The 20646-nt window shown below is 65.5% G+C and carries 17 protein-coding genes; 7 read left to right on the top strand and 10 right to left on the bottom strand.

Annotation, left to right across the window (positions count from 1 at the left end):
• Nucleotides 1–82: 82 nt before the first annotated feature.
• The 3 genes from BST13_RS10830 (at nucleotide 83) to BST13_RS10820 (ending at nucleotide 3694) form a co-directional block, all read left to right on the top strand.
• A complete protein-coding gene (locus BST13_RS10830; RefSeq protein WP_083163545.1) occupies nucleotides 83–1537 on the top strand; it encodes a neutral zinc metallopeptidase in 1455 nt (484 codons plus the stop codon).
• Between the two features lie 33 nt (nucleotides 1538–1570).
• Entirely contained in the window at nucleotides 1571–2212 is a 642-nt protein-coding gene (locus BST13_RS10825) for a DUF4333 domain-containing protein (RefSeq protein ID WP_083163543.1), read from the top strand.
• Between the two features lie 141 nt (nucleotides 2213–2353).
• Complete coding sequence (locus BST13_RS10820) at nucleotides 2354–3694, top strand: neutral zinc metallopeptidase (RefSeq protein ID WP_095533491.1); 1341 nt, start codon at nucleotides 2354–2356, stop codon at nucleotides 3692–3694.
• Between the two features lie 5 nt (nucleotides 3695–3699).
• Here the strand turns inward: BST13_RS10820 and BST13_RS10815 are convergent, their stop codons facing one another.
• The 8 genes from BST13_RS10815 to BST13_RS10780 form a co-directional block, all read right to left on the bottom strand.
• Nucleotides 3700–5070, bottom strand: a complete 1371-nt coding sequence (locus BST13_RS10815) for an L-serine ammonia-lyase (RefSeq protein ID WP_083163539.1) — start codon at nucleotides 5068–5070, stop codon at nucleotides 3700–3702.
• Between the two features lie 81 nt (nucleotides 5071–5151).
• Complete coding sequence (locus BST13_RS10810; protein WP_083163537.1) at nucleotides 5152–5934, bottom strand: IclR family transcriptional regulator; 783 nt, start codon at nucleotides 5932–5934, stop codon at nucleotides 5152–5154.
• Nucleotides 5935–5979: 45 nt separating this feature from the next.
• Nucleotides 5980–7773, bottom strand: coding sequence for a putative nucleotidyltransferase substrate binding domain-containing protein (locus tag BST13_RS10805; RefSeq protein WP_083163877.1), 1794 nt, complete (start codon nucleotides 7771–7773; stop codon nucleotides 5980–5982).
• A gap of 58 nt (nucleotides 7774–7831) precedes the next feature.
• A complete protein-coding gene (locus BST13_RS10800) occupies nucleotides 7832–9409 on the bottom strand; it encodes a GMC family oxidoreductase (RefSeq protein WP_083163535.1) in 1578 nt (525 codons plus the stop codon).
• Nucleotides 9410–9454: 45 nt separating this feature from the next.
• On the bottom strand, nucleotides 9455–10702 hold the full coding sequence (locus BST13_RS10795) for a haloacid dehalogenase-like hydrolase (protein ID WP_245839516.1): 1248 nt from the start codon (nucleotides 10700–10702) through the stop codon (nucleotides 9455–9457).
• A 38-nt stretch (nucleotides 10703–10740) separates the two neighbouring features.
• Nucleotides 10741–12261 carry an APC family permease gene (locus BST13_RS10790; protein ID WP_083163531.1) on the bottom strand — a complete coding sequence of 507 codons (1521 nt, stop codon included), beginning with the start codon at nucleotides 12259–12261 and terminating at the stop codon, nucleotides 10741–10743.
• Nucleotides 12262–12291: 30 nt separating this feature from the next.
• Complete coding sequence (locus tag BST13_RS10785; protein ID WP_425437005.1) at nucleotides 12292–13788, bottom strand: aldehyde dehydrogenase family protein; 1497 nt, start codon at nucleotides 13786–13788, stop codon at nucleotides 12292–12294.
• Nucleotides 13789–13791: 3 nt separating this feature from the next.
• Nucleotides 13792–14976 (bottom strand): aromatic ring-hydroxylating oxygenase subunit alpha, encoded by a 1185-nt coding sequence (locus BST13_RS10780; protein WP_083163873.1) that lies wholly within the window; start codon nucleotides 14974–14976, stop codon nucleotides 13792–13794.
• A 456-nt stretch (nucleotides 14977–15432) separates the two neighbouring features.
• On the opposite strand from BST13_RS10780, the gene BST13_RS10775 reads away from it, so the two are divergent.
• From BST13_RS10775 to BST13_RS10765, 3 genes are read left to right on the top strand one after another with little or no spacing between them, the layout of a single operon-like run.
• A complete protein-coding gene (locus BST13_RS10775) occupies nucleotides 15433–15762 on the top strand; it encodes a bifunctional 3-phenylpropionate/cinnamic acid dioxygenase ferredoxin subunit (protein ID WP_083163870.1) in 330 nt (109 codons plus the stop codon).
• Entirely contained in the window at nucleotides 15762–17099 is a 1338-nt protein-coding gene (locus BST13_RS10770; RefSeq protein ID WP_211296061.1) for an FAD-dependent oxidoreductase, read from the top strand. The genes BST13_RS10775 and BST13_RS10770 overlap by 1 nt, the downstream gene beginning before the upstream one ends.
• Before the next feature lie 7 nt (nucleotides 17100–17106).
• A complete protein-coding gene (locus tag BST13_RS10765; protein ID WP_083163527.1) occupies nucleotides 17107–17718 on the top strand; it encodes a Fic/DOC family protein in 612 nt (203 codons plus the stop codon).
• Between the two features lie 326 nt (nucleotides 17719–18044).
• On the opposite strand, the gene BST13_RS10755 is transcribed toward BST13_RS10765, so the two are convergent.
• Together BST13_RS10755 and BST13_RS10750 are read right to left on the bottom strand one after the other, a co-directional pair.
• On the bottom strand, nucleotides 18045–18767 hold the full coding sequence (locus BST13_RS10755) for a DUF899 domain-containing protein (protein ID WP_083163525.1): 723 nt from the start codon (nucleotides 18765–18767) through the stop codon (nucleotides 18045–18047).
• Nucleotides 18768–18784: 17 nt separating this feature from the next.
• Nucleotides 18785–19531 (bottom strand): SDR family NAD(P)-dependent oxidoreductase, encoded by a 747-nt coding sequence (locus tag BST13_RS10750; RefSeq protein ID WP_083163523.1) that lies wholly within the window; start codon nucleotides 19529–19531, stop codon nucleotides 18785–18787.
• Nucleotides 19532–19606: 75 nt separating this feature from the next.
• Here BST13_RS10750 and BST13_RS10745 point away from each other — a divergent pair, with 75 nt between their 5' ends.
• Nucleotides 19607–20572, top strand: coding sequence for a sigma-70 family RNA polymerase sigma factor (locus tag BST13_RS10745; RefSeq protein ID WP_083163521.1), 966 nt, complete (start codon nucleotides 19607–19609; stop codon nucleotides 20570–20572).
• The last annotated feature ends 74 nt before the right edge of the window (nucleotides 20573–20646 follow it).

The following is a 20646-nucleotide window of genomic DNA, read 5'->3' as shown; positions in this document are numbered from 1 at the left end:
CCCGACGCAATACTGAGATACTCGAGGCGATGCGTTGCCCACCGGCGGCGCGTGGACACTGTGTCGGGAAGGCGGGGGGCAGTTGTCGGGTCGGCGTTCGTTCTGGTGGTCTTTGCTCGTCATCGCGAGCTGCGCGACGTTGCTGGCCGGATGCGGCGGCACAGTAGTGCAGGGCCATGCGACATCGATGATGTTCGACCCCGACCGCGTCGGCGGCCTACCCGTCACCGACGGCCACAGCGGGCTGCGGCCCAACCCGCCCGAACCCAAGCGGACCGCGGACAACAGCGACGGCGGCGACATCGACCGCATGGTGCTGCTGGCCATCGACGACATCGAAGAGTTCTGGAGCCAGAACGACTCCACGCTGCCCAAGCGCTTCGAGCCGGTGACGACCCTGCTGTCCTACGACTCCCGAGACCCCAACAGCGTGGACATGTGCGGCTCGCCGTCGTACAAGGTCGTCAACGCCAGCTACTGCCACGGCCCCAACATGGACGAGATCGCCTGGGACCGCGGTGTCATCGTGCCGGTGGCGTCGAAGTACTTCGGCGAGATGGCCCTCGTCGGCATCCTGGCCCACGAATACGGCCACGAGATCCAGTACAAGACGGGGATCCTGACCGACGACGACCCGATCTTCGTGGCCGAGCAGCAGGCCGACTGCTTCGCCGGGGTCTATCTGCGGTGGGTGGCCGCGGGACACTCGAAACGCTTCGAACTCAGTACCGGCGACGGTCTCAATCACGTGCTCGCGGGTCTGATCTACATCCGCGACCAGCTCAAGACCCAACGGGCCGCCGCGGCCAGGGGCGTTACCAACGCCCACGGCTCGGCACTGGACCGGGTCAGCGCGTTTCAGATCGGCTTCGCAGGCAACGTCGACCAGTGCGCGGCCATCAACATGGACGAGATCAAGAAACGCCAGGGCGACCTGCCCAAGTTCCTGGAGCCCGACGGGTACGGCGACACCCAGGCTGTGGACACCGAGATCGACGCCGACACCCTCAAGAACCTGATGGACGTCCTCGGCGACATCTACTCACCGTCGAAACCGCCGACCCTGAGCACCGACACCAAAGACTGCCCCGACGCCAAACTCTCCCCACCGGCCTCCTACTGCCCGGCCAACAACACCATCATCGTCGACCTTGCTGGTCTCAAGAAGCTGGCACAAGCCAAGGACGAAGACAACCAGCAGGTACTGCTGCAGGGCGACAACACCGCGATCTCGGTCTTCACCTCCCGCTACGCGCTGGCCGTCCAGCACGACAAGGGTCTGAGCCTCGACACCCCTGTCGCCGCCATGCGCACCGGTTGCCTCACCGGCGTCGGCCAAGCCAAAATGGCCGAACCCGGCGGAAAACTCACCCTCTCCCCCGGCGACGCGGACGAGGCCATCTCGGGTCTACTCACCAACGGCTTGGCCGCCAGCGACGTCAACGGCAAACTGCTCCCGGCGGGATTCACCCGCATCCTGGCCTACCGCTCCGGCGTCCAAGGCACCGAGGACGAGTGCTACCAACGCTTCCCATGACGGTCGACGTTCCCCCTCTGACAAGGAGAGGTCATGAGTGATCCCCAGCCCTGGTGGGCAAAACCGGGCGGAGCCACCCCCGCACCCGGATCGACGCCACAACAACCCGCTCCCGGTGGCGGGCAGTCGTACTGGAATCCGAATCCGTCGAATCCACCACCGGCACAAGCCAATCCCTACGGTGCGCCGCAGCAGCCGTACAGACCCCAGCAGCCGTACGGTGCGCCGCAGCAGCCCTACGGCTCACCAGCGCAGCCCTACGGTGCGCAGCCCAATCCATGGCAGGGATACAACCAGCCCACGAACCAGCCGCAGTATCCTCCGCCTACCCCACCGACCAAGTCGTCGAACAACCGGACGCTGTTGATCGCCGGGTTGGTCGTCGCGGCGATCCTCGTCATCGGTGGCGGTTTCGCGGTGTGGCAGTTCGGCTTCAGCGGCAAGGTGCTCGACGTCAAACAAGCCGAGTCGGGTGTGAAGGAGATTTTGTCCGACCCCATCAACGGCTACGGCGCCAACGACGTCGAAACGGTCAACTGCAACAACGGTGAGAACCCGAAGGTGGCCACCAACAACAGCTTCACCTGCAAGGTCCAGATCAACGGTGCGACGCGACAGGTGAACGTCGAGTTCACCGACGACAACGGCACCTACGCCGTCGACGGTCCGCGGTAGACCCGGAACATCACCGAACTTCGAGAGGCGGCGAATTTGACGAGGCAGCGGTCGCTCTGGCGAATCGTGCTCGTGTTGGCATGTTGCACAGTGCTTGTCGCAGGCTGCGGAGCCGACGTGATACAGGGCCGGGCGACATCGATGTTGTTCCAACCGGATCGGGTCGGCGGGCTGCCGGTCACCGACGGCAACAGCGGGCTACGGCCGAATGCCCCGCAGCCCACCCGCGACGTCGAGAACACCGATCACGGTCAGATCGATGAGATCGCGGCGCTGGCCGTCGACGACATCGAAGACTTCTGGAGCAAGAACTACACCGGCGCGTTGTCGGGAACCTTCGAACCGGTACAGACCCTGGTGTCGTACGACTCCGAGGACCCCCGTTCCCCGGAGACGTGCGGAAGCGTGACTGCCGGAAAAGTCAACGCGTTCTTCTGCTACGACGACGATTTGATCGCCTGGGACCGCGGCGTGATGTTCTCCGTTGCGCTGCAGTACTTCACCGCGATGGGAATCGTCGGGATCCTGGCGCACGAATACGGCCATGCCATCCAGTTCAAGTCGGGCATCGTGAGCCGTAAGGATCCGGTGCTGGTCCGCGAGCAGCAGGCCGACTGCTTCGGCGGGGTGTATCTGCGGTGGGTGGCCGCGGGAAACTCGCCCCGCTTCGAACTCAGTACCGGCGACGGTCTCAACCACGTGCTGGCGGGCATCATCTACGGGCGCGACCCCCTGATGACCGAGGACGAGGGTGGCGGCAAGGCCCGCGGCCACGGCTCGGCCCTGGACCGGATCAGCGCGTTCCAGATCGGTTTCAGCGGCAACAGCGACCAGTGCGCCGCCATCGACATGGACGAGATCAAGAAACGCCAGGGCGACCTGCCGCACTTCCTCGAGTACGACAGCTACGGCGACACCGAACCGGTCGACACCTCGCTCGGCACCGGAACTCTGCAGAACCTGATGGACGTGCTCGGCGACATCTACTCACCGTCGAAACCGCCGACCCTGAGCACCGACGCCAAAGACTGCCCCGACGCCAAACTCTCCCCACCGGCGTCCTACTGCCCGGCCAACAACACCATCATCGTCGACACCGCGGCCCTGGAAGCCCTGGGAGAGGCCAAGATCGAGGAAGAGCAGAAGCAGTTGGTGCAGGGCGACAACACCGCCATCTCGGTGCTGACCTCCCGCTACGCGCTGGCCGTTCAACACGAAAAGGGACTGAGCCTGGACACCCCCGTCGCCGCCATGCGCACCGGCTGCCTCACCGGCGTCGGCCAAGCCAAGATGGCCGAACCCGGCGGAAAACTCACCCTCTCCCCCGGCGATACCGACGAGGCCATCGCCGGACTGCTGGTCAACGGGCTCGCCGCCAGCGACGTCAACGGCAAACTACTGCCCGCAGGTTTCACCCGCATCCTCGCGTACCGCTCCGGTCTGCAGGGCGATGAAGACCAGTGCTACCAACGCTTTCCGTGACGATCTCAACATTCGGCGATGTTGACCGCCAGGCCGCCCAGTGACGTCTCCTTGTACTCGTCGGCCATGTCGGCACCGGTGTCGCGCATCGTCTTGATCGCGCTGTCGAGGCTGACGTGATGAACGCCGTCGCCGCGAACGGCCATCCGAGCCGCGGCGATCGCCTTGATGGCGGCGACCGCATTGCGCTCGATGCACGGGATCTGGACCAAGCCGCCGACGGGATCACACGTGAGCCCGAGGTTGTGTTCGATGCCGATCTCGGCGGCGTTCTCCACCTGCGCGGGTGTACCGCCGAGCACCTCGGCGAGCCCGGCCGCCGCCATCGCACAGGCCGATCCGACCTCGCCCTGGCATCCCACCTCAGCACCCGAGATCGATGCGTTGGCCTTGAACAGTGATCCGATAGCGCTGGCAGTCAACAGGAATCGCACCACGTCGGCGTCACCGAAGCCTTCGATGAAGTCCCGGCAGTAGTGCAGCACAGCGGGCACGATCCCGGCGGCACCGTTGGTGGGGGCGGTGACGACGCGACCGCCCGCGGCGTTCTCCTCGTTGACCGCCAAGGCATACAGGCTGACCCACTCCATGCCCCGCAGCGGGTCACGCTCATCAGTGTCGGTCTGCAGTCGGGCCAGCAGCGTGGCTGCTCTCCGGCGTACCCCCAACCCGCCGGGGAGCAACCCGCCGGCCGCCATACCGCGCTCGACACACTGCTGCATCACCGCCCAGATGTGGAGCAGCCCGGAGAAGACCTCGGCTTCCGACCGCCACGCCATCTCGTTGGCCAACGTCAGTTCACTGACGCTCAAACCGGTTTCAGCGCAGATCGCGAGAAGTTGGCGCCCACTGGCGAACTCATGCGGAGGCACGGCGGCATCGGTGACCACATCCGCGCCCGCGTCGTCGGCGGACACCACGAAACCACCGCCCACCGAATAGTATTCGCGCAGCAGGAGCACTTCGCCGTGCTCGTCGGATGCGGTGAATCGCATGCCGTTGCTGTGGTAGGGCAATCGCTGCCCGAGGTGCAGCAGCACGTCGCCGGTCACCGAGAACTGCACCTCGTGAACTCCGGCGAGCTGCAGCCTGCCGCTCGATTCAACCGTGGTGAAACGACGCTCGATCATGTCCGGATCAATGGTCTCGGGATCGGCGCCCTCCAACCCGAGGACGACAGCGGAGACAGTGCCGTGGCCACGGCCGGTCGCCGCGAGCGAGCCGTACAACTCGCTGCACACCGCGGTCACCCTATCCAGAATTCCGCGCTCACGCAGCTCGGCGACGAACGTCGCCGCAGCCCGCATCGGGCCGACGGTGTGCGAACTCGACGGACCGATGCCGACTTTGAACAGTTCGAACGCACTGATGGTCACACCGCGGCTCCGGGGGTCTACAGCTCTGAAGGAGATTATCCCCGAGCTGTACCGCCGACGGGCGACTTCGGATCGAAAGCGTCAGCCGGTATAGCCGATCCGGCGGCTGATTCGCTGGGCCGCCTCGATGACCACTTGGGCGACCTCATCGAACCTCGACTGCTCCAACCGGTAGGCCGGGCCCGAAATGCTCAGCGCGGCAATGACCGATCCGTTGTGGTCCTGGATGGGGGCAGCCACCGCGTTGAGCCCGGTCTCCAGTTCCTCGCGCGTCGGTGCCCAGCCGTGTTCTCGCGCCGCCTCGAGTTCTGTACCGAGACGGGCGAAATCCGTGACCGTGGCCGGTGTATAGGCCTCCAGTTTGCGGCCAAGCCGCGCACGCACCTCCGACGGCGGCAATGCCGCCAGCAGGATCTTGCCGCTGGACGTCGCATGCGCAGGGTTGCTCTGGCCGACCCAGCTGCGCAACGCGATTTCACCGCGGCCGACGGATTCGACGATGTTGATGATGCGGTCACCGTCGAGTATCGCGATATTGGTGGTCTCGCCCGTCTTCTCGGCGACCTGATCACAGATGTCCTGAGATTGCTTGACCAGGTCCATCCTGGCGGTGGTCGACCCCGCCAGCCGGACGATCGAGAAGCCCAGCTGATACTTGCCCCGGTCGGACAGTTGCTCGACGAAACCCCGCGATTCCAGGACCGCGATCAACCGCGACACCGTGGACTTGTGCACACCGATCTCGGCCGCGATCTCGGTGACCCCGGCTGTCTGCAACTTTGCCAGGATTTCCAGCACCTGCAGGGCACGGTCCACCGACTGAACGGCCGCGACCGGCTGACGACTGGTGCTGGGCAAACTCATAACACGTTCAGTGTAAAGGTGCCGCGCGAGCATGTGGGTCGTCCGTCAGCCGGCTGATGACCTCGACACCGTATTGGACAGCGTTTGCCGCACCCGGCGCTGCACCGCGGCGATCTCCCGGACCCCGTCATTGAGCAGACTTCGGTTCAACGGCGACAGTTCCGACATGGTGATGATGTCGCCCGGGGTACACCCCGTGGCGAGCTGATCGATCTGATGGGCCATCCGCAGTCGCTGCAGCAGATCGAACACCTCGCGCAGGATATTGGCGTCGTCCTCGGAGAGGATTCCGTTGCCTGCCCCGGCCGCCAGCCGAGCCGGTGTGGAGGCCGACACCAGCCCGACGGTCAGGCCGGCCCATCGTGCCAGGTTCACGATCGGGGTCAGCGCATGGGCCTTCAGGTCGAAGGTGCCGCCGCGACGCGCGACGACGTCGCGCAGCGAACGGGGACGCACCTTGCCCGCGAGCGCATCCAGCAACTGCAACCGCAAGGCATGCGGATGATTGACCGACATCCGCGAGAATGCCGCTGGCGCGGTGTGCAGGGCCGGGTCGCCCCACACCACCCGCGCATCGAGCAGCAGCGACGACATCACCAGCCCACGGTCCTTCATCGGATTGTCCAGCCAGCCTTCGGCCGCCGTTGACCACTCCGAGGCGCACCGCGCGAAGCGCGCCTTGTAGGCCACCGCGCCGTTGGTGTCGGCGGGCAGCCCGCACTGGTCGAGCGTCGTGTGCACGCCCGCCGCGATGCGCAGGAATCGCCCCTTGTCCGAACACATTTCGTCCGACCACGACAACGCGCTGTCCACATCGGAGGAGGGCATGGCCTCACGCCGGGCAATGCTGCCCATGGTGAGCCAGGCGAACTGATGACGCCACGCCCCGGTTTGGTCGGCGATCTCCAGTTCCAGCGCACGGCGCACGACGGCGTCGATGACCACCGAGATCACCGCGCTCGTGCCTCCGGCGTCGGTGCCACCCCGGAACAGGTCAACGCCGAGATCGGTGATGCGCCGCGCCGCGACCTGCAACTCGGCGGTATTCGTCGCGAAAGCGATGGCGCGGCGCAGCACGAAGCTCTGCCGGGTCGACGAGGCGACCAGATCGGTCTCCTCGACGACGCCGAGCACCCGTCCGCTGTGGTCCACCACCGGCATGTGCCGCAACCCGAATTCCAGCATCTCCATCAGCACGGTCGCACCGGCGCGATCACCGGTGACCGTGTGCGCGGGCGCGCTCATCGCGTGCGCGACCGCGGTGTTCAGCCCCATGCCCGCGGCAACCACCCGGGTGCGCAGATCACGGTCGGTGAAGATGCCGAAGTCGCCGTCCGGCAACGGGATCAGGACGTACGAGGAGTGCCGCTCCGCCATCAACTTCACCGCATCGCGGATCGGTGTCTCGGCCGCGGTGAGCACCGGCTCGGCCCGCACCAGGTCGGCCACCGCGGCCCGTGAGGTCCGCTGCGCGACGCTGCGGCCCGAGATCCGGTCCCACGCCGACGTGGCGATGTACGACAAACCCTCGGGATTGGCGAAGACCGACCGCACCAGCGCCCCCGGCAACCGCAGCAGCGTGCTCGGTTCTGTTGCGCGCGCGGCGAATTGCACCTTGCCACCGGTGAGCAATGCATAGACCCCGAAGATGCCGCCAGGTTCGACGGTATCCAGCGTCTCGTCGCCCTCGCCCACACCGGCGAACAACACGACGTGGCCGGCACGCAGCATCCAGACCTCGTCGGGGACCCGCAACGTGTAGTCGGTGATCAGCTCACCGGCGTCGAAATGGTGTGTGGTGCTTGCCGAGGCGAGTTCAGCCAGGGCGTCGGGCGCCATCGACTGGAACGGTGCGTGGTCGCCCAGATAGGCGACCACGTCCTCGGCGTTGCTCACATCACTGTTTCTTCATCAGGTCTGCGCACTTCTCGCCCATGGCCATCACCGTAATGTTCGGGTTCACGGCAGGCAATTTCGGCATCGCCGAGGCATCCACCACGCGTAGGCGCTGCACACCCTTGACCCGCAGCTCGGGATCGAGCACGGCCATCGGGTCGTCGACCGATCCCATCCGGGCCGTCGCGGCCGGGTGGTAGACGGTGTTGTGAGTCTTGTGGATGTAGTCCAGCAGCTCGTCGTCGGTGACGGCCTCGGGCCCGGGTGCCAGCTCCCGGGCCACCCAGCTGCGCAACGGCTCCTGCTCGGCGATCTTGCGTGCCAACCGAACACCGGCCAGCATCACGCGCTCGTCGTGCCCTTCGGGATCGGTGAAGTAACGGGGATCGACCTTGGCACGGTCGCGGAAGTCGCGCGAGCGCAGCCGCACCGTCCCTCGGGACCGTCCCAGCGTGACATTCGGGGTGAGGCAGAATCCGTTGTCCGTGGTCGGATACCCCCACCGCAGGGTGTTCATGTCGAACGGCACACTGCCGTAGTGCATCATCAGATCCGGCTGGTTCAGCCCGGGCTCGGTGGTGGTGAACAGACCGATCTCCCACCACTGGGTCGAGTTGGTGACCATCGGGCGCGACGCCTCCCAGAACACCAATCCTTCGACGTGGTCATCGAGATTGGATCCGACGCCCGGGGAATCGACCCGCACCGCAATACCCATCTCCCGCAGGTGCTCGGCAGGCCCGATGCCCGAAAGCATGAGCAGCTTCGGGGTGTCGATCGCGCCGGCCGTCACGACCACCTCGCGGCGGGCCGACACCGTGTCGTACCCGGTGAGGTCGGGCCGCTGGTAACGCACCCCGGTGGCGTTGTTCTCGTCGTCGAACAGAATCTCGCTGACCCACGAATTCGTGCGCACCTCAAGGTTTTTCCGCGTCCCCAGGATCGGGTGCAGGAAGGCGTGCGACGACGACATGCGGTTGCCGTTCTCGGCGGCGTTGATCTGGAACCAGCCCGCACCGTTGGTCACCGTGGTGCCCCGGTTGAATTTCACCGTGGGCAGGCCGACCTTGGCGGCGGCTTCCAGCACCGCTGCGCCACACGGGTCCAGCGGCGGCACGTCGCGCAACCGCACCGGCCCACTGTGCCCGTGGTGATCGCCCTCGGCGTCATTGGTCTCCAGCTTCGCGACGAACGGCCACAAGCCGTCGGCTCCCCATCCCTTGGCGCCCATCGCTTCCCAGTCGGCAAGCCCCTCTGCGGGCGGCCAGAACGCGATACAGGAGTTGTGTGACGAGCACCCGCCCAGCACCTTGGCCCGGGCATGCCGCATGAAGCTGTTGCCCTTCTCCTGCGGTTCGACCGGGTAGTCCCAGTCGTAGCCGGAATCCAGCAGGTGCATCCACGCCGACAACTCCAGGATGTTGCGGTCCTCGACGTCCGACGGGCCTGCCTCGACGAGGCACACGCTCACCGACGGGTCCTCGCTCAGCCTCGCTGCGAGAACACACCCCGCAGTACCGCCGCCGGCGATGACGTAGTCGAACGTGTCCGTATTCGCTGCCGATTGTGTGTCAACCATGATGGGGCTACTCCTGAGATGAACTGATAAAAGGTGAAATTGGCGTCAGAAGACGCTGTCGACCTGATCTGGGACAGGAGCCCCGTCGGGTCGCAGAACGGGACCCTTGGACCCGTCGGACTTGGTGAACGCTGTTGCGCACGCGAATGGGGCGTGCTGGGGCAGCGGGTCGATGAACATTTCGTTCACCGCCCAGGTACCACCTGCGGTGAACAGTCCGTCATAGGCCCGGCACATCAGTTCGGGCTTGTTGCGGTTGATCACGAGCGACGCCGCAGTGGCATCGCCGACGAACGTCACGTCCGTGACGGAATCCCCTGCCCCGAGGATCTGTCGGCGCTCTGCGGGCAACTGGTCGAAGGCCGCAGGGCCGTCGACTCCGAAGATCACCTGGTTCGCCCAGCACCGCTTACCGTCGATGTAGGTGATCACCGAGTCGTCGCCGTCGGGGACTCCACCGCACCCGACCAGATGAGCCGTCTGCTTACCCGAGGCGTCATAGACGCTGCGCACGCCGACCACCCGATCCGGCTTGACGCCCACCTCCGACGCCCACACCTTGACGATCGGCTCTGGCGACGCCGAGACCACCCAGGTGTCGATCCCGTTGGCCTGCAGGGTCCCGATGAGATCCTTGATCTGCGGGTAGACCCGGATGTAGCCGTCCATGTCCTTGGTGCCGATCTTCTGGGTGGCACCGACCGGCGCGGCGAGATTCTGCTCCTTGACCTTCTGTGCGAAGCCGGCGAGTTCGTCGGCGGTGTAACCGGCGGACAGCGCGGCTCCCCACGCATACGCACCGGTCATCCGCCGCTCGTCAAACCCGGCGAAAGCGGCTTCGCCGGTGGTGGTTTCGTCATCGAGGATCGACAGGATCTCGTCCGCACACTTGGTGTTGGTGCTGGTCGGCAATGGCTTGCCGGCAGGGACATCAGTTCCGCACGCGGCGGTCAACGCCTTGGCCGCGGCATCCGTCAGGTACCGACTGGTCTGGTGCCAATCCTGATTCTCCGGCTGCAGGATGAGGTCGTTGGCCAGCATGTAGAAGTTGGTGCCGTAGCCGATGTCGTTCTTGACCACGGTGTTGTCCCAGTCGAAGATCGCCACCTTGTGAGCGTCCGCGCCGGCCGTTCCGGTGCAGGTGCTGTTGGCGTCGATGGCCTTCTGCAGGAAATCCCGCACCCCGTCGTGCCAGTCCAGAGATGAGTCGAGTTGGCGGCACTTCGACTGTGCTGCAGGCTCACTCGCTTGCGGCTTGGCGGATTCGTCAGTGCCGCAACCGGCGACGAGGATGCCGAGCGCCGCTGCCGCGACAGCGGCGCCGGCCCGCCTCACTGCTTGTCCGCCGCGTGCGACGCCAGGGTGCCCAGGTGGTGGCGGCCCTTGACGAAGTACCACACGAGTCCGAGGCCGAGGATGACGCCGATGTAGACGAATGCGCCCCACGTGTTGTACCAAGGGTCGCCGTAGATCGCGACGCGCGGCCACGCCAAGTTGATGGCCATGCCGACGCCCCACAGCACGGCGAAGATGTTGACCGCCATACCCCATTTGCCCATGGTGAAGTAATTGCCTTCCTTGAGGTCGGCCGGCGGCCACTGCCCTTGCAGCCGCTTCTTGAGCATCGGGCCGGTCACCATCAGATAGGCCAGGTAGATCATGATGATGGCGATCGACGTCAACACCGTGAACACCTTGGGCTGACCGAGGTTGATCACGAGGATCAGCGCGGCGATCACACCGATCACCACCGCAGGCACCACCGGTGCCTGAGTCTTGGGGTGCACCCGAGCCAGCTTCTCGCCGAACGGGAGAGCGTTGTCGCGGGCCATCGCGAACGTGAGCCGGATCGCGGCCGTGTGCACCGCCAGGGAACACACCGTCACCGCCACCACGATGCAGATCAGGAAGATCTTGCCGAGCGGACCCCACATCACCTTCTCGACGATGTACTGCAGGCTGCCATCAGGGCTGCCCAGCAGCGGGTCATTGAGATCCGGCGCGGACATGACGGCGAACACCAGGATGGCGCCACCGATCACGAAGGACGCCAGGATCGCCCGCAGGATCGCCTTCGGTGCCGTACGGCGCGGTTCGACCGTCTCCTCACCCAGTGAGCTGGCGGTGTCGAAGCCGTACATCACGTACAGGGACGCCAACGACGCCACCAGGAATGCACCCATGTACCCGCCCGGCAGATCTGCACCGTAGCCGTGGGTGGAGAAGAACACGCTGGGACCGCGCTTGATGTTGAAGGCCAGGATGACGGCGATGAGCACCGCTGCGATCAGCTCGATGAACACGCCCGCACTGTTGATCATCGCCATCAGCCGCACCCCGAACGCATTGATCGTGGTGGTGAAGGCGATCAGGATGACACCCAGAATGATTGCGTTGGCGGCGAAGTCGTACTTTCCGGTGCCGTCACCGATCATCTGGAAGCCGCTCCACAGCCTGGGCAGGTTCAGCTGCAATGCCAACACCACCGCCGACAGCGTCACGATGGACGCGGTCAGCATGAGCCAGCCCGAGCTCCATCCGACGATGCGGCTACCGAGCTTCTTCGACCAGTTGTAGACCGACCCGGCGACCGGGTACTTGGCGGAGAGCTCCATGAAACACAACGCGACGGCCATCTGCCCGACGAAAACCATTGGCCAGGACCACAGATAAGCTGGGCCGGCATTGCCGAAACCGACGTAGAAGAGCTGGAAGGTGCCGGTCAGGATCGATATGTAACTGACCCCGGCCGCGAAACTCGCGAATTTTCCAATACTGCGGTCCAGGGACTCCTTGTAGCCGAAGTCCTCCATCCCACTTTCATCGGCTTGGCTGTCTGACCGAATTGACATGGTGGTGCATCCTTCGTGAGAAGTGGTGGCTTATTCGCCGTTGAACCAGCCCGCCACCGACGGCGAGATGCTGTTCCAGATGTGTTTGATCTCTTGGTATTCGGCGAGCCCCGTCGGTCCGAGCTCGCGGCCGTTCCCCGACTTCTTGAAGCCGCCCCATTCGGCGGCCGGAGTGTAGAAGCCGAAGTCGTTGATCCACACCGTGCCTGCCCGCAATGCGCGCGCGACGCGTTCGGCCCTGGCCGGATCCGCGGTGCGGACACCGGCTGCGAGGCCGTACGGTGTGTCGTTGCCCAGCTCGATCGCCTGGGCTTCGGTGCTGAACCGCTCGACGGTCAGGATCGGACCGAAGGTCTCCTCGGTCACCACCCGCATGCTCCGATCGCAATGGTCGAAGATGGTGGGTGGGTAGAAACTACCTGCCGCGTACTTCGGATCGGTTGGCCGCGCACCCCCGGTGACCAACTCCGCACCCTCGGAAATCCCCAATGCCACATAGGATTCCACCTTGTCCCGGTGTGCCATCGACACCAACGGGCCGGTCTCGCTGGTCTCGTCGAGACCATCGCCGAATCGAATCTTCTCGGCCCGTGCGACCAGTGCGGCCACGAACTCGTCGGCGATGGAGTCCTCGATGATGAGCCGCGTACCCGACGAGCAGACCTGCCCGGAGTGCATGAACACACCGGTCAGTACGCGATCGACGGCGATGTCGAAATCGGTGTCGGCGAACACGATGTGGGGATTCTTGCCACCGAGCTCGAGTGCCACCCGGGTGGCGTGGGCGGCCGCGGTGCGAGCGATCGACGTGCCCGTCGCCGCACCACCGGTGAACGAGATGAGGTCGACGTCAGGCGTGTCGGTCAGAGCCGCGCCGACTGCCGCCCCGCTGGCCTGGATCAGGTTGAGCACGCCGGCAGGAACACCGGCCTCCTCGGCCAGTCGGACCAGCACGATGGTGCTCAGCGGGGTCACCTCGCTGGGTTTCGCCACCATGGTGCAGCCGGCGGCCAGCGCAGGCGCGATCTTCCACGCGATCTGCAGCAACGGGTAGTTCCACGGTGCGATCAGCACACACACCCCGACCGGTTCCCGCACCACCCGGCTGATCACCGTCGGATCGCCGACATCGACGATCCGGTCGGCTTCCACAGCCGCCAGGTTGGCGTAGTAGCGGAACACCGAGATCACATCGTCGATGTCGATGTGGCTCTCCCGCAACGTCTTCCCCGTATCGAGGGTCTCGATACGGGCGAGCTCGTCACGGTCGCGGGCCAGCAGGTCGGCGATGCGGTCGAGCACGGCCGCCCGCTCGGCGATCGGCGTGTGCGGCCACGGACCGCTGTCGAAAGCGGCCCGGGCCGCGGCCACCGCGGCGGACGCATCAGCCGCGGTGGCCTCGTCGACGACAGCGACCACGGTGCTGTCCGCCGGGTTGACGATGTCGCGCGTGCCGCCGTCGCCGGCATGCACCCACTTTCCGTCGATGTAAAGGCTGGGCTGCATCGTCATCCCGATATCGGACATCAGCTACCCCTTCGACTGGGTGTCGCCCAATTTGGCCAGCGTCCACTCGTGGAATTCCCCGATGTGGTGCTCGGCGGGTACCAGTACACCCCCATTTCGATATGCCCGTGAGGACATTGCGGGTTGTGTACGTTCACAGGCTTCGAAGTCCTGCTGGTTGACCCGGTGGAACAGCTCCATCGAATGCTCGACGTCCTTACCCGAGGCAACCACGTCGGGCGCGTACAGCCAGTCGCATTCCACGATGGTGCGGTCGTGGGCCATCGGGAACATCCGGTGGAGGATCACGTGATCGGGCACCAGGTTGATGAACACCGTCGGCCGGACCGTGATCGCGTAGTACTTGCGGTCCTGGTCTTCGGTGACCCCGTCGATCGTGTCGAAGCCTGCGCGGCCATCGATGGTGAAACCGTCGATGTCCTCACCGAATGCGGCGCCGTGCCCGACGAAGTACTGCGCGGCCAGGCCGTCGGCGAACTCCGGCAGCACCTCGGTCAGCTCGGGGTGAATGGTGGCGCAGTGGTAGCACTCCATGAAGTTCTCGACGATCAGCTTCCAGTTGGCAGCCACGTCGTAGACCACCCGCCGGCCGACGGCCAGCTCGTCGATGTGGTAGTGGTCGATGGCGGCAGGGTCGCCCAGCCGCTGGGTGACCGCACCGATCACCTCGTCCTCGAATGACGGCAGTTCGTCGGCCAGGCAGACCCACGCGTAGCCGAGCCACTCACGCAGAGCGACCGGCACCAGACCGTATTCGGTGCGATCGATGTCGGTGCCGTCGTCTTCCTTGAGCGTGCCCAGGTTGGGGGCGGCGACCAGCTTGCCGTCCAGCCCGTAGGTCCACGCGTGGTACGGGCACCGCAGGTGCCGCTTCACAGCACCCGAGTCCTCGGTGCACAGCATCGCTCCGCGGTGCCGGCAGATGTTCAGGAACGCACGGAGCTGCTTGTCCCGGCCGCGGACGATCAGCACACTCTCCCGGCCCACCTGGACCTTGCGGAAATCACCCGGTTCGGGCAGGTCGCTGCTTCGCACGGAGCAGAACCACATCTTCTCGAAGATGTTCTCCTGCTCAGCCCGGAAAATCTCGGTGTCCCAATAGTATTCGCCGCCCAAGGTGCGAATGAGGCTTCCGCCTTCGGGATTGGTACCCGCGGCTGCAGGGGTGGGGTTGTCGATTGTCGTCATAAATTTCACCAACCGTCGTGTGTCGAAGAGTTCGATGGGATGGGCTGTGGCACCGGTGCCGGTGAGATCGGCCAGCATCTCGCCGGCGCCGGTATGAATGTGGATCCGTGACCCGAGAAGCCGAACGCCACAGTCGAATCGGCGTGGTTCGGATGCCACGTGATCACGAGATGTTCGTCGGGGCTTTAGGAGTACGCGCACGCCGTGCGCATGCACTCTTCCGACAGGACGGGCAGTCGCTCATCGCGTATCGTGTCCCCTTCGGGCTTTTGTTGCTGAACACGCAACGAGTGCGCCTTCCGCATCAATGATTGCGTATGGCCCAAGTCATGTCAACGGGTTGACGTGAGGCGGCTCACAGGGGCAGACTGTTGCGTTATAAGAACATGTTGCGTCTGACGCAACGACGAAAGGACTGTGGCTGTGGATTCGTCTTCCCTGCCGTCGACCGAGCCCATCGGCTCACCGACGTCCGGCCGTACCGTCGTCGGGCAGCTCGATGAGCTGCCGGTCGGCGAGGTGCTCACCGTGCGGTTAGAGGGCAAGGACCCGATCACCATCTTCCATACGGACTCCGGTTTGTTCGCCATCGACGACACCTGCACTCATCAGGATGCGTCACTGGCCGACGGCTGGGTCGAGGGCTGCACCGTGGAGTGCCCGCTGCACGAATCCTGCTTCGACCTGCGCACCGGAGAGGTATCCGGACCGCCCGCGAAAGTCGCGGTACGTACCCACCAGGTGGGCGTCGAGGACGGTCAGATCTGGCTGGAAGCGAGCGCGTGATGAGCCAACCGACATCGATCGTCGTGATCGGCGCATCCCTGGCCGGACTGTCCACGGTCCGAGAGCTGCGCGCTGCCGGCTACGAAGGACGGGTCACCGTTGTCGGCGACGAGCCGCACATGCCCTACGACCGCCCGCCGCTGTCCAAGGAATATCTGACCGGTGAGCCCTCGCTCGAGCTGGCCGAGTCGGATGACATCGACGCGCTGCGTGCCGAGTGGGTACTCGGCCGCGCCGCAGTCGGGCTGACCTCCGATTCGAGCGGCGGGCACACCGTGACACTCGACGACGGCTCCACTTTGGACGCCGACGCCGTCGTCCTGGCCACCGGAGCGCGTGCCCGCTCCCTGCCGGGCTGCCCATCACTGCCTGGTGTGCACACCCTGCGCACGGTCGACGATGCCCGGGCGCTGCGGGACTCTCTCGAGAACGCAAAGCGGCTAGTCGTCGTCGGTGCCGGATTCATCGGAGCGGAGGTCGCCAGCACCGCGGCCGGCCGCGGGATCGACGTCACCGTGGTCGAGATGTCGACGACGCCACTTGTCGGGATTCTCGGCGAAGAGGTGGCAGCCGCGTGCACGGCGCTGCACGGACAGAACGGCGTGACCTTGCTGACCGGCGTCTGCGTGACCGCGGTGACCGGCGAGGACCGGGTGACGGGCGTGCTGCTCGACGACGGCACCGAACTGGCCGCCGACGTGGTGGTCGTCGGTGTGGGCGCGGTGCCCAACACAGAGTGGTTGACGCATTCCGAGATCACCATCGAGAACGGCTTCCGCACCGACGACTCCTGCCGCACCGGGGCACCCGGTGTGTACGCAGTCGGTGACTGCGCGACGTCGTTCAACGTCCACCTCGGAGCCCACCACCGCAGCGAACACTGGACGAACGCCACGCAGCAGGCCCGCATTGTGGCCTCTGCGATCCTCGGCACCCCCCAGGCACCGCACGCCGCGCCGTACTTCTGGTCCAAACAGTATGGGCGCCAATTGCAGTTCGCCGGGCACCGGCAGGCGGGTGACGTCGTCCGCTTCATCGACGGCGACGCCTCCGCAGCATCGTTCGTGGCGCTCTACGAGCGCGACGGCGTCGCAACGGCGGTGTTCTCCATGGACAATCCGCGGCTGTTCACCCGGCATCGCAAGCTCATCGAACGCCAGCTCGCCGAACAGGTTGCCGCCCGCACCGCCGCGGTCAACGCCGCGGTGCACAGCGCGGGGTTGGAAGCGGGCGCGCCGTCGGAGGAGCTGCGCGCCGACCTTCAGAGTTACGAGCAAGGCGCCATCGACGCCGACGAACTCGTGCGCCGCACTGCCTCGCGGATCAGCGCGATCTGACAAGGTCATGCCCCGTCGGTCCAGTTATGTCGATCCCGCGACGGGGGTACTGACCAACCTGGTGCATGCCCGCACCATCGCGGACTTGGTGTCAGCCGAGCATGATCTCGTCACCGTCCGGCACATCCAGCTGTCGGAGCGTCCGTTGCCCGGAGATTTCGACCTGGAGCACCTCAAGGCGATCCACCGCCATCTGTTCGGAGACGTCTACCCGTTCGCCGGTCAGCTGCGAACCGTGGACATCTTCAAAGCGGGCAGCACCAGCCAGTTCGCTCCTGCGCGAACGCTGGTCGCCGCCGCAGCGCACGTGTTCGTCCGCATCCAGGAGGACGATTACCTCTGCGGCCTGGAGCGCGACGAGTTCGTCGAAGGGCTCAGCAGGCACTTCACCGCGATCAACCGACTGCACCCGTTCCGGGAGGGCAACGGCCGCACCCAGCGGGTGTTCCTGCAGTACCTCGCCGAACATGCGGGCTACCAACTTGATTGGTCACGGATCGACCGCAGCGATCTGCTGGCGACGTGCCGCGACCGCACCCTGCAAGCGCGAAGTTTGATGGACGCCGTGACGCTCCCGCAGCAGGATTTCGCGGGATCTCGTGCGCCAGAACAACACTGACGCCGCAGCGGTAACCTCCACCAGAGCCAGCCAGGTCGCCGCGGTCATCGCCACGGCGTGCGAGGCCGGCATTACGCCGGATGCGCCATGGTGATGGCCTGCCGGCATCGGTAAGTGCAGTGCGATCATGGCGAGATTCATCAGCGCGACCGTCGTCCACGCCCGCAGCGTTCCCCGTTCCCACAGATCGCGGGCGCAATACAGGCACACGACGAGCATCACCGCGGTGAGAACCGCGGTGATGCCCGTCGCCGAAATGAGCGAAACCGCGTGCAGTGCCGCCGAACACGCCGCGAGTACCGCACAGACTCTGCGTCCGAAACGACTCACTTGAAGAGTTCCTGCGCGGCGGTCGACCGAGCGATCCACTCGTCGGGCGGCTGCGGATCCTCGTACTCGTCGTGCCAGTTCCACCATTGGTACGGCGGCGTCTTCGGGTAGCCCTCCGGCGAGTCCTCCCACTCTTCCTGCCGCCCGAGCGCGGTGATGTCCAGGTAGCTCCAGGTGTTGCCGAACACCTCGTCACCACGGTTGTCCACGAAATAGGTCCGGAACACCGACTCGCCGTCACGGATGAACGCATTGGTGCCGTGCCATTCGTCGACGCCGAAGTCGGCGTCGAAGCTGTCGGTGATGGTGTACCACGGGATGTCCCAGCCCATTCGCTGCTGCACCCGCGCGATATCGGACTGCGGGGCACGGGACGCGAACACGAGGGTGGTATCGCGTGCGTTGAGATGAGCGAGGTTGCCGACATGATCGGCGACCATCGAGCAACCACGGCAGGCATGTTCGGGCCAGCCATATACCCCCGGCTCGAAGAAGGCCCGGTACACGATCAGTTGCCGTCGGCCGGCGAACAGGTCGAGCAGGCTGAGTTCGCCGTCTGGCCCTTGGAAGACATAGGGCTTTTCCACCGCCAGCCACGGCATCCTTCGCCGTTCGGCGGCCAGCGCGTCACCGGCTCTGGTGTGTTCCTTCTCTTTGACGAGCAGGCGGCGGCGCGCCTCGTCCCACTCCGTGGCCGTCACAATCGGCGGTGTTTTCATCCGAATATCCTTTCTGTTCACGGTAATTGGGTAGGACCTTCGGCACCGAGCAGATACGCCCGGCGCTGCGGTGCGGCGAGGATTTCGAGGATCGCCTTGCCGACCTGCTCGGGAACCAGGACCGCTCCCCTGCTCGCGACGAAGGTGTCCGGGTTGACACCCGCCGCCGCTGCGTACGCCGCAACGGCTGCCGCACCCAGGTCGGTGGCCGGCGTCAGCTGTGGCAGTACCGACACCACATTGATGCCAAGACCTGCCTGGTCGGATTCGCCTGCCGCGTAGTCGGCGATGAACCGAACCGTGGACTTGGCGCCCGCGTAGCCCCCACTCAGCGGGGATCCGTTGACGGCCGCGCCACTGGAGAACGCGACAACCGTGCTGCCAGGCGCCAACGGGCGCTGCAGTGCGTGGCGGATCCATGCAAAAGCCTGCGCCACATCGACATTCCAGTTCTCGCTGAAGCTCTCCCAGGTCTGTTCCACGAGCCTGCCCATCCGTGGAGCCGCACCGGCCGCCAGCACGATCACGCCTGGGCGGTACCGGTCGATGAGCTCGATGGCCGTCGCGGTATCGGCGGCGTCTGCGCACACAGCCGTGAACCTGGCACCCAGTTGCGCACCGACATCGTCCAGTTGAGCGCCGCCACGGGCAACGCCGATCACATGTGCACCGGCACCGACCAGAGCAGTCGCGACGCCGCGACCGAACCCTCGGCCCGCACCCGTCACGATCGCGGTGGTTCCGGCGATATCGAATTTCGTCATATCAGTTGAGACGCCGGGGACACCCGAAACTGGGCGTAGTGAGCGCGACAAGTTTTCGTCTTGTCGCGTGTCTCTATGTATGTGGAACTGATCGAGCGCGCCCGTGCCGGTGATGGCGCGGCATTCCGCGAGCTCACCGAGCCGCACCACCGGGAACTGCAGGTGCACTGCTACCAGATGCTGGGTTCGGTGCAGGACGCCGAGGACGCAGTACAGGACACGCTGCTGTCGGCATGGCAGAACCTGGGCGGATTCGAAGAAAGGTCGTCGGTCCGGACCTGGCTCTACCGGATCGCCACCAACCGCTGTCTCAATGCGCTGCGGTCGGCCAAGCGGCGCCCGGCCAAGGAGTGGGACATCAACGAGATCGAACCGCCCGAGCCGACACGGCTGAGCGAAGTGGTGTGGCTGGAGCCATATCCGGACACGCTGATACCGGAGGCGTCGTATGAGCAACAGGAGACCATCTCACTGGCCTTCATGACGGCCCTGCAACTGCTGGCACCGCGGCAGCGTGCCGTGCTGATCCTGCGCGACGTGCTCGGCTATCACGCCGACGAGGTCGCCGAGATCCTCAGCAGCACTGTCGATTCCGTGAACAGCGCGCTCAAGCGCGCCAGGGCCGGGTTGCGCCACGGGCTCCCCGCAGCCTCGACACCGCCCGCGCCCGGCTCCCCTGCCGAGCAGGCGTTGGTGGACAAGTTCGTGCGGGCTTACCAATCCGGTGACGTCGACGGCCTGGTCGCATTGCTCACCGAAGACGTCACGATCTCGATGCCGCCCGTGCCGCTGGAATACCAGGGCCGCGACGTGGTGGCCCGGTTCTACGCCGCGGTCATGCGCCCTGGGCGGCACTACGACCTGGTGCCGACGCGCGCCAACCGCCAACTCGCGTTCGCCTCCTACCACCGCGGCGCGGGAGGTATCCGGCATGCCGCCGGCCTGCTGGTCCTCACGCTCGACGGGGATCGCATCAGCGCCATGACGCGGTTCGACAGCAGCGTGCTGCCATGGTTCGGCCTACCCATGTCACTGCCGTGATGTGAGGACGGTCACACCGCCCGACGGCGGTGACAACCGTCATATGTCCAGGAGACATAGGGTACTTAGCGTCA

Origin of the sequence: Mycobacterium aquaticum (assembly GCF_002086485.1) — a bacterium.
GTDB classification, from domain to species: domain Bacteria; phylum Actinomycetota; class Actinomycetes; order Mycobacteriales; family Mycobacteriaceae; genus Mycobacterium; species Mycobacterium aquaticum.
This window is presented reverse-complemented; position numbering and strand designations above follow the sequence as displayed.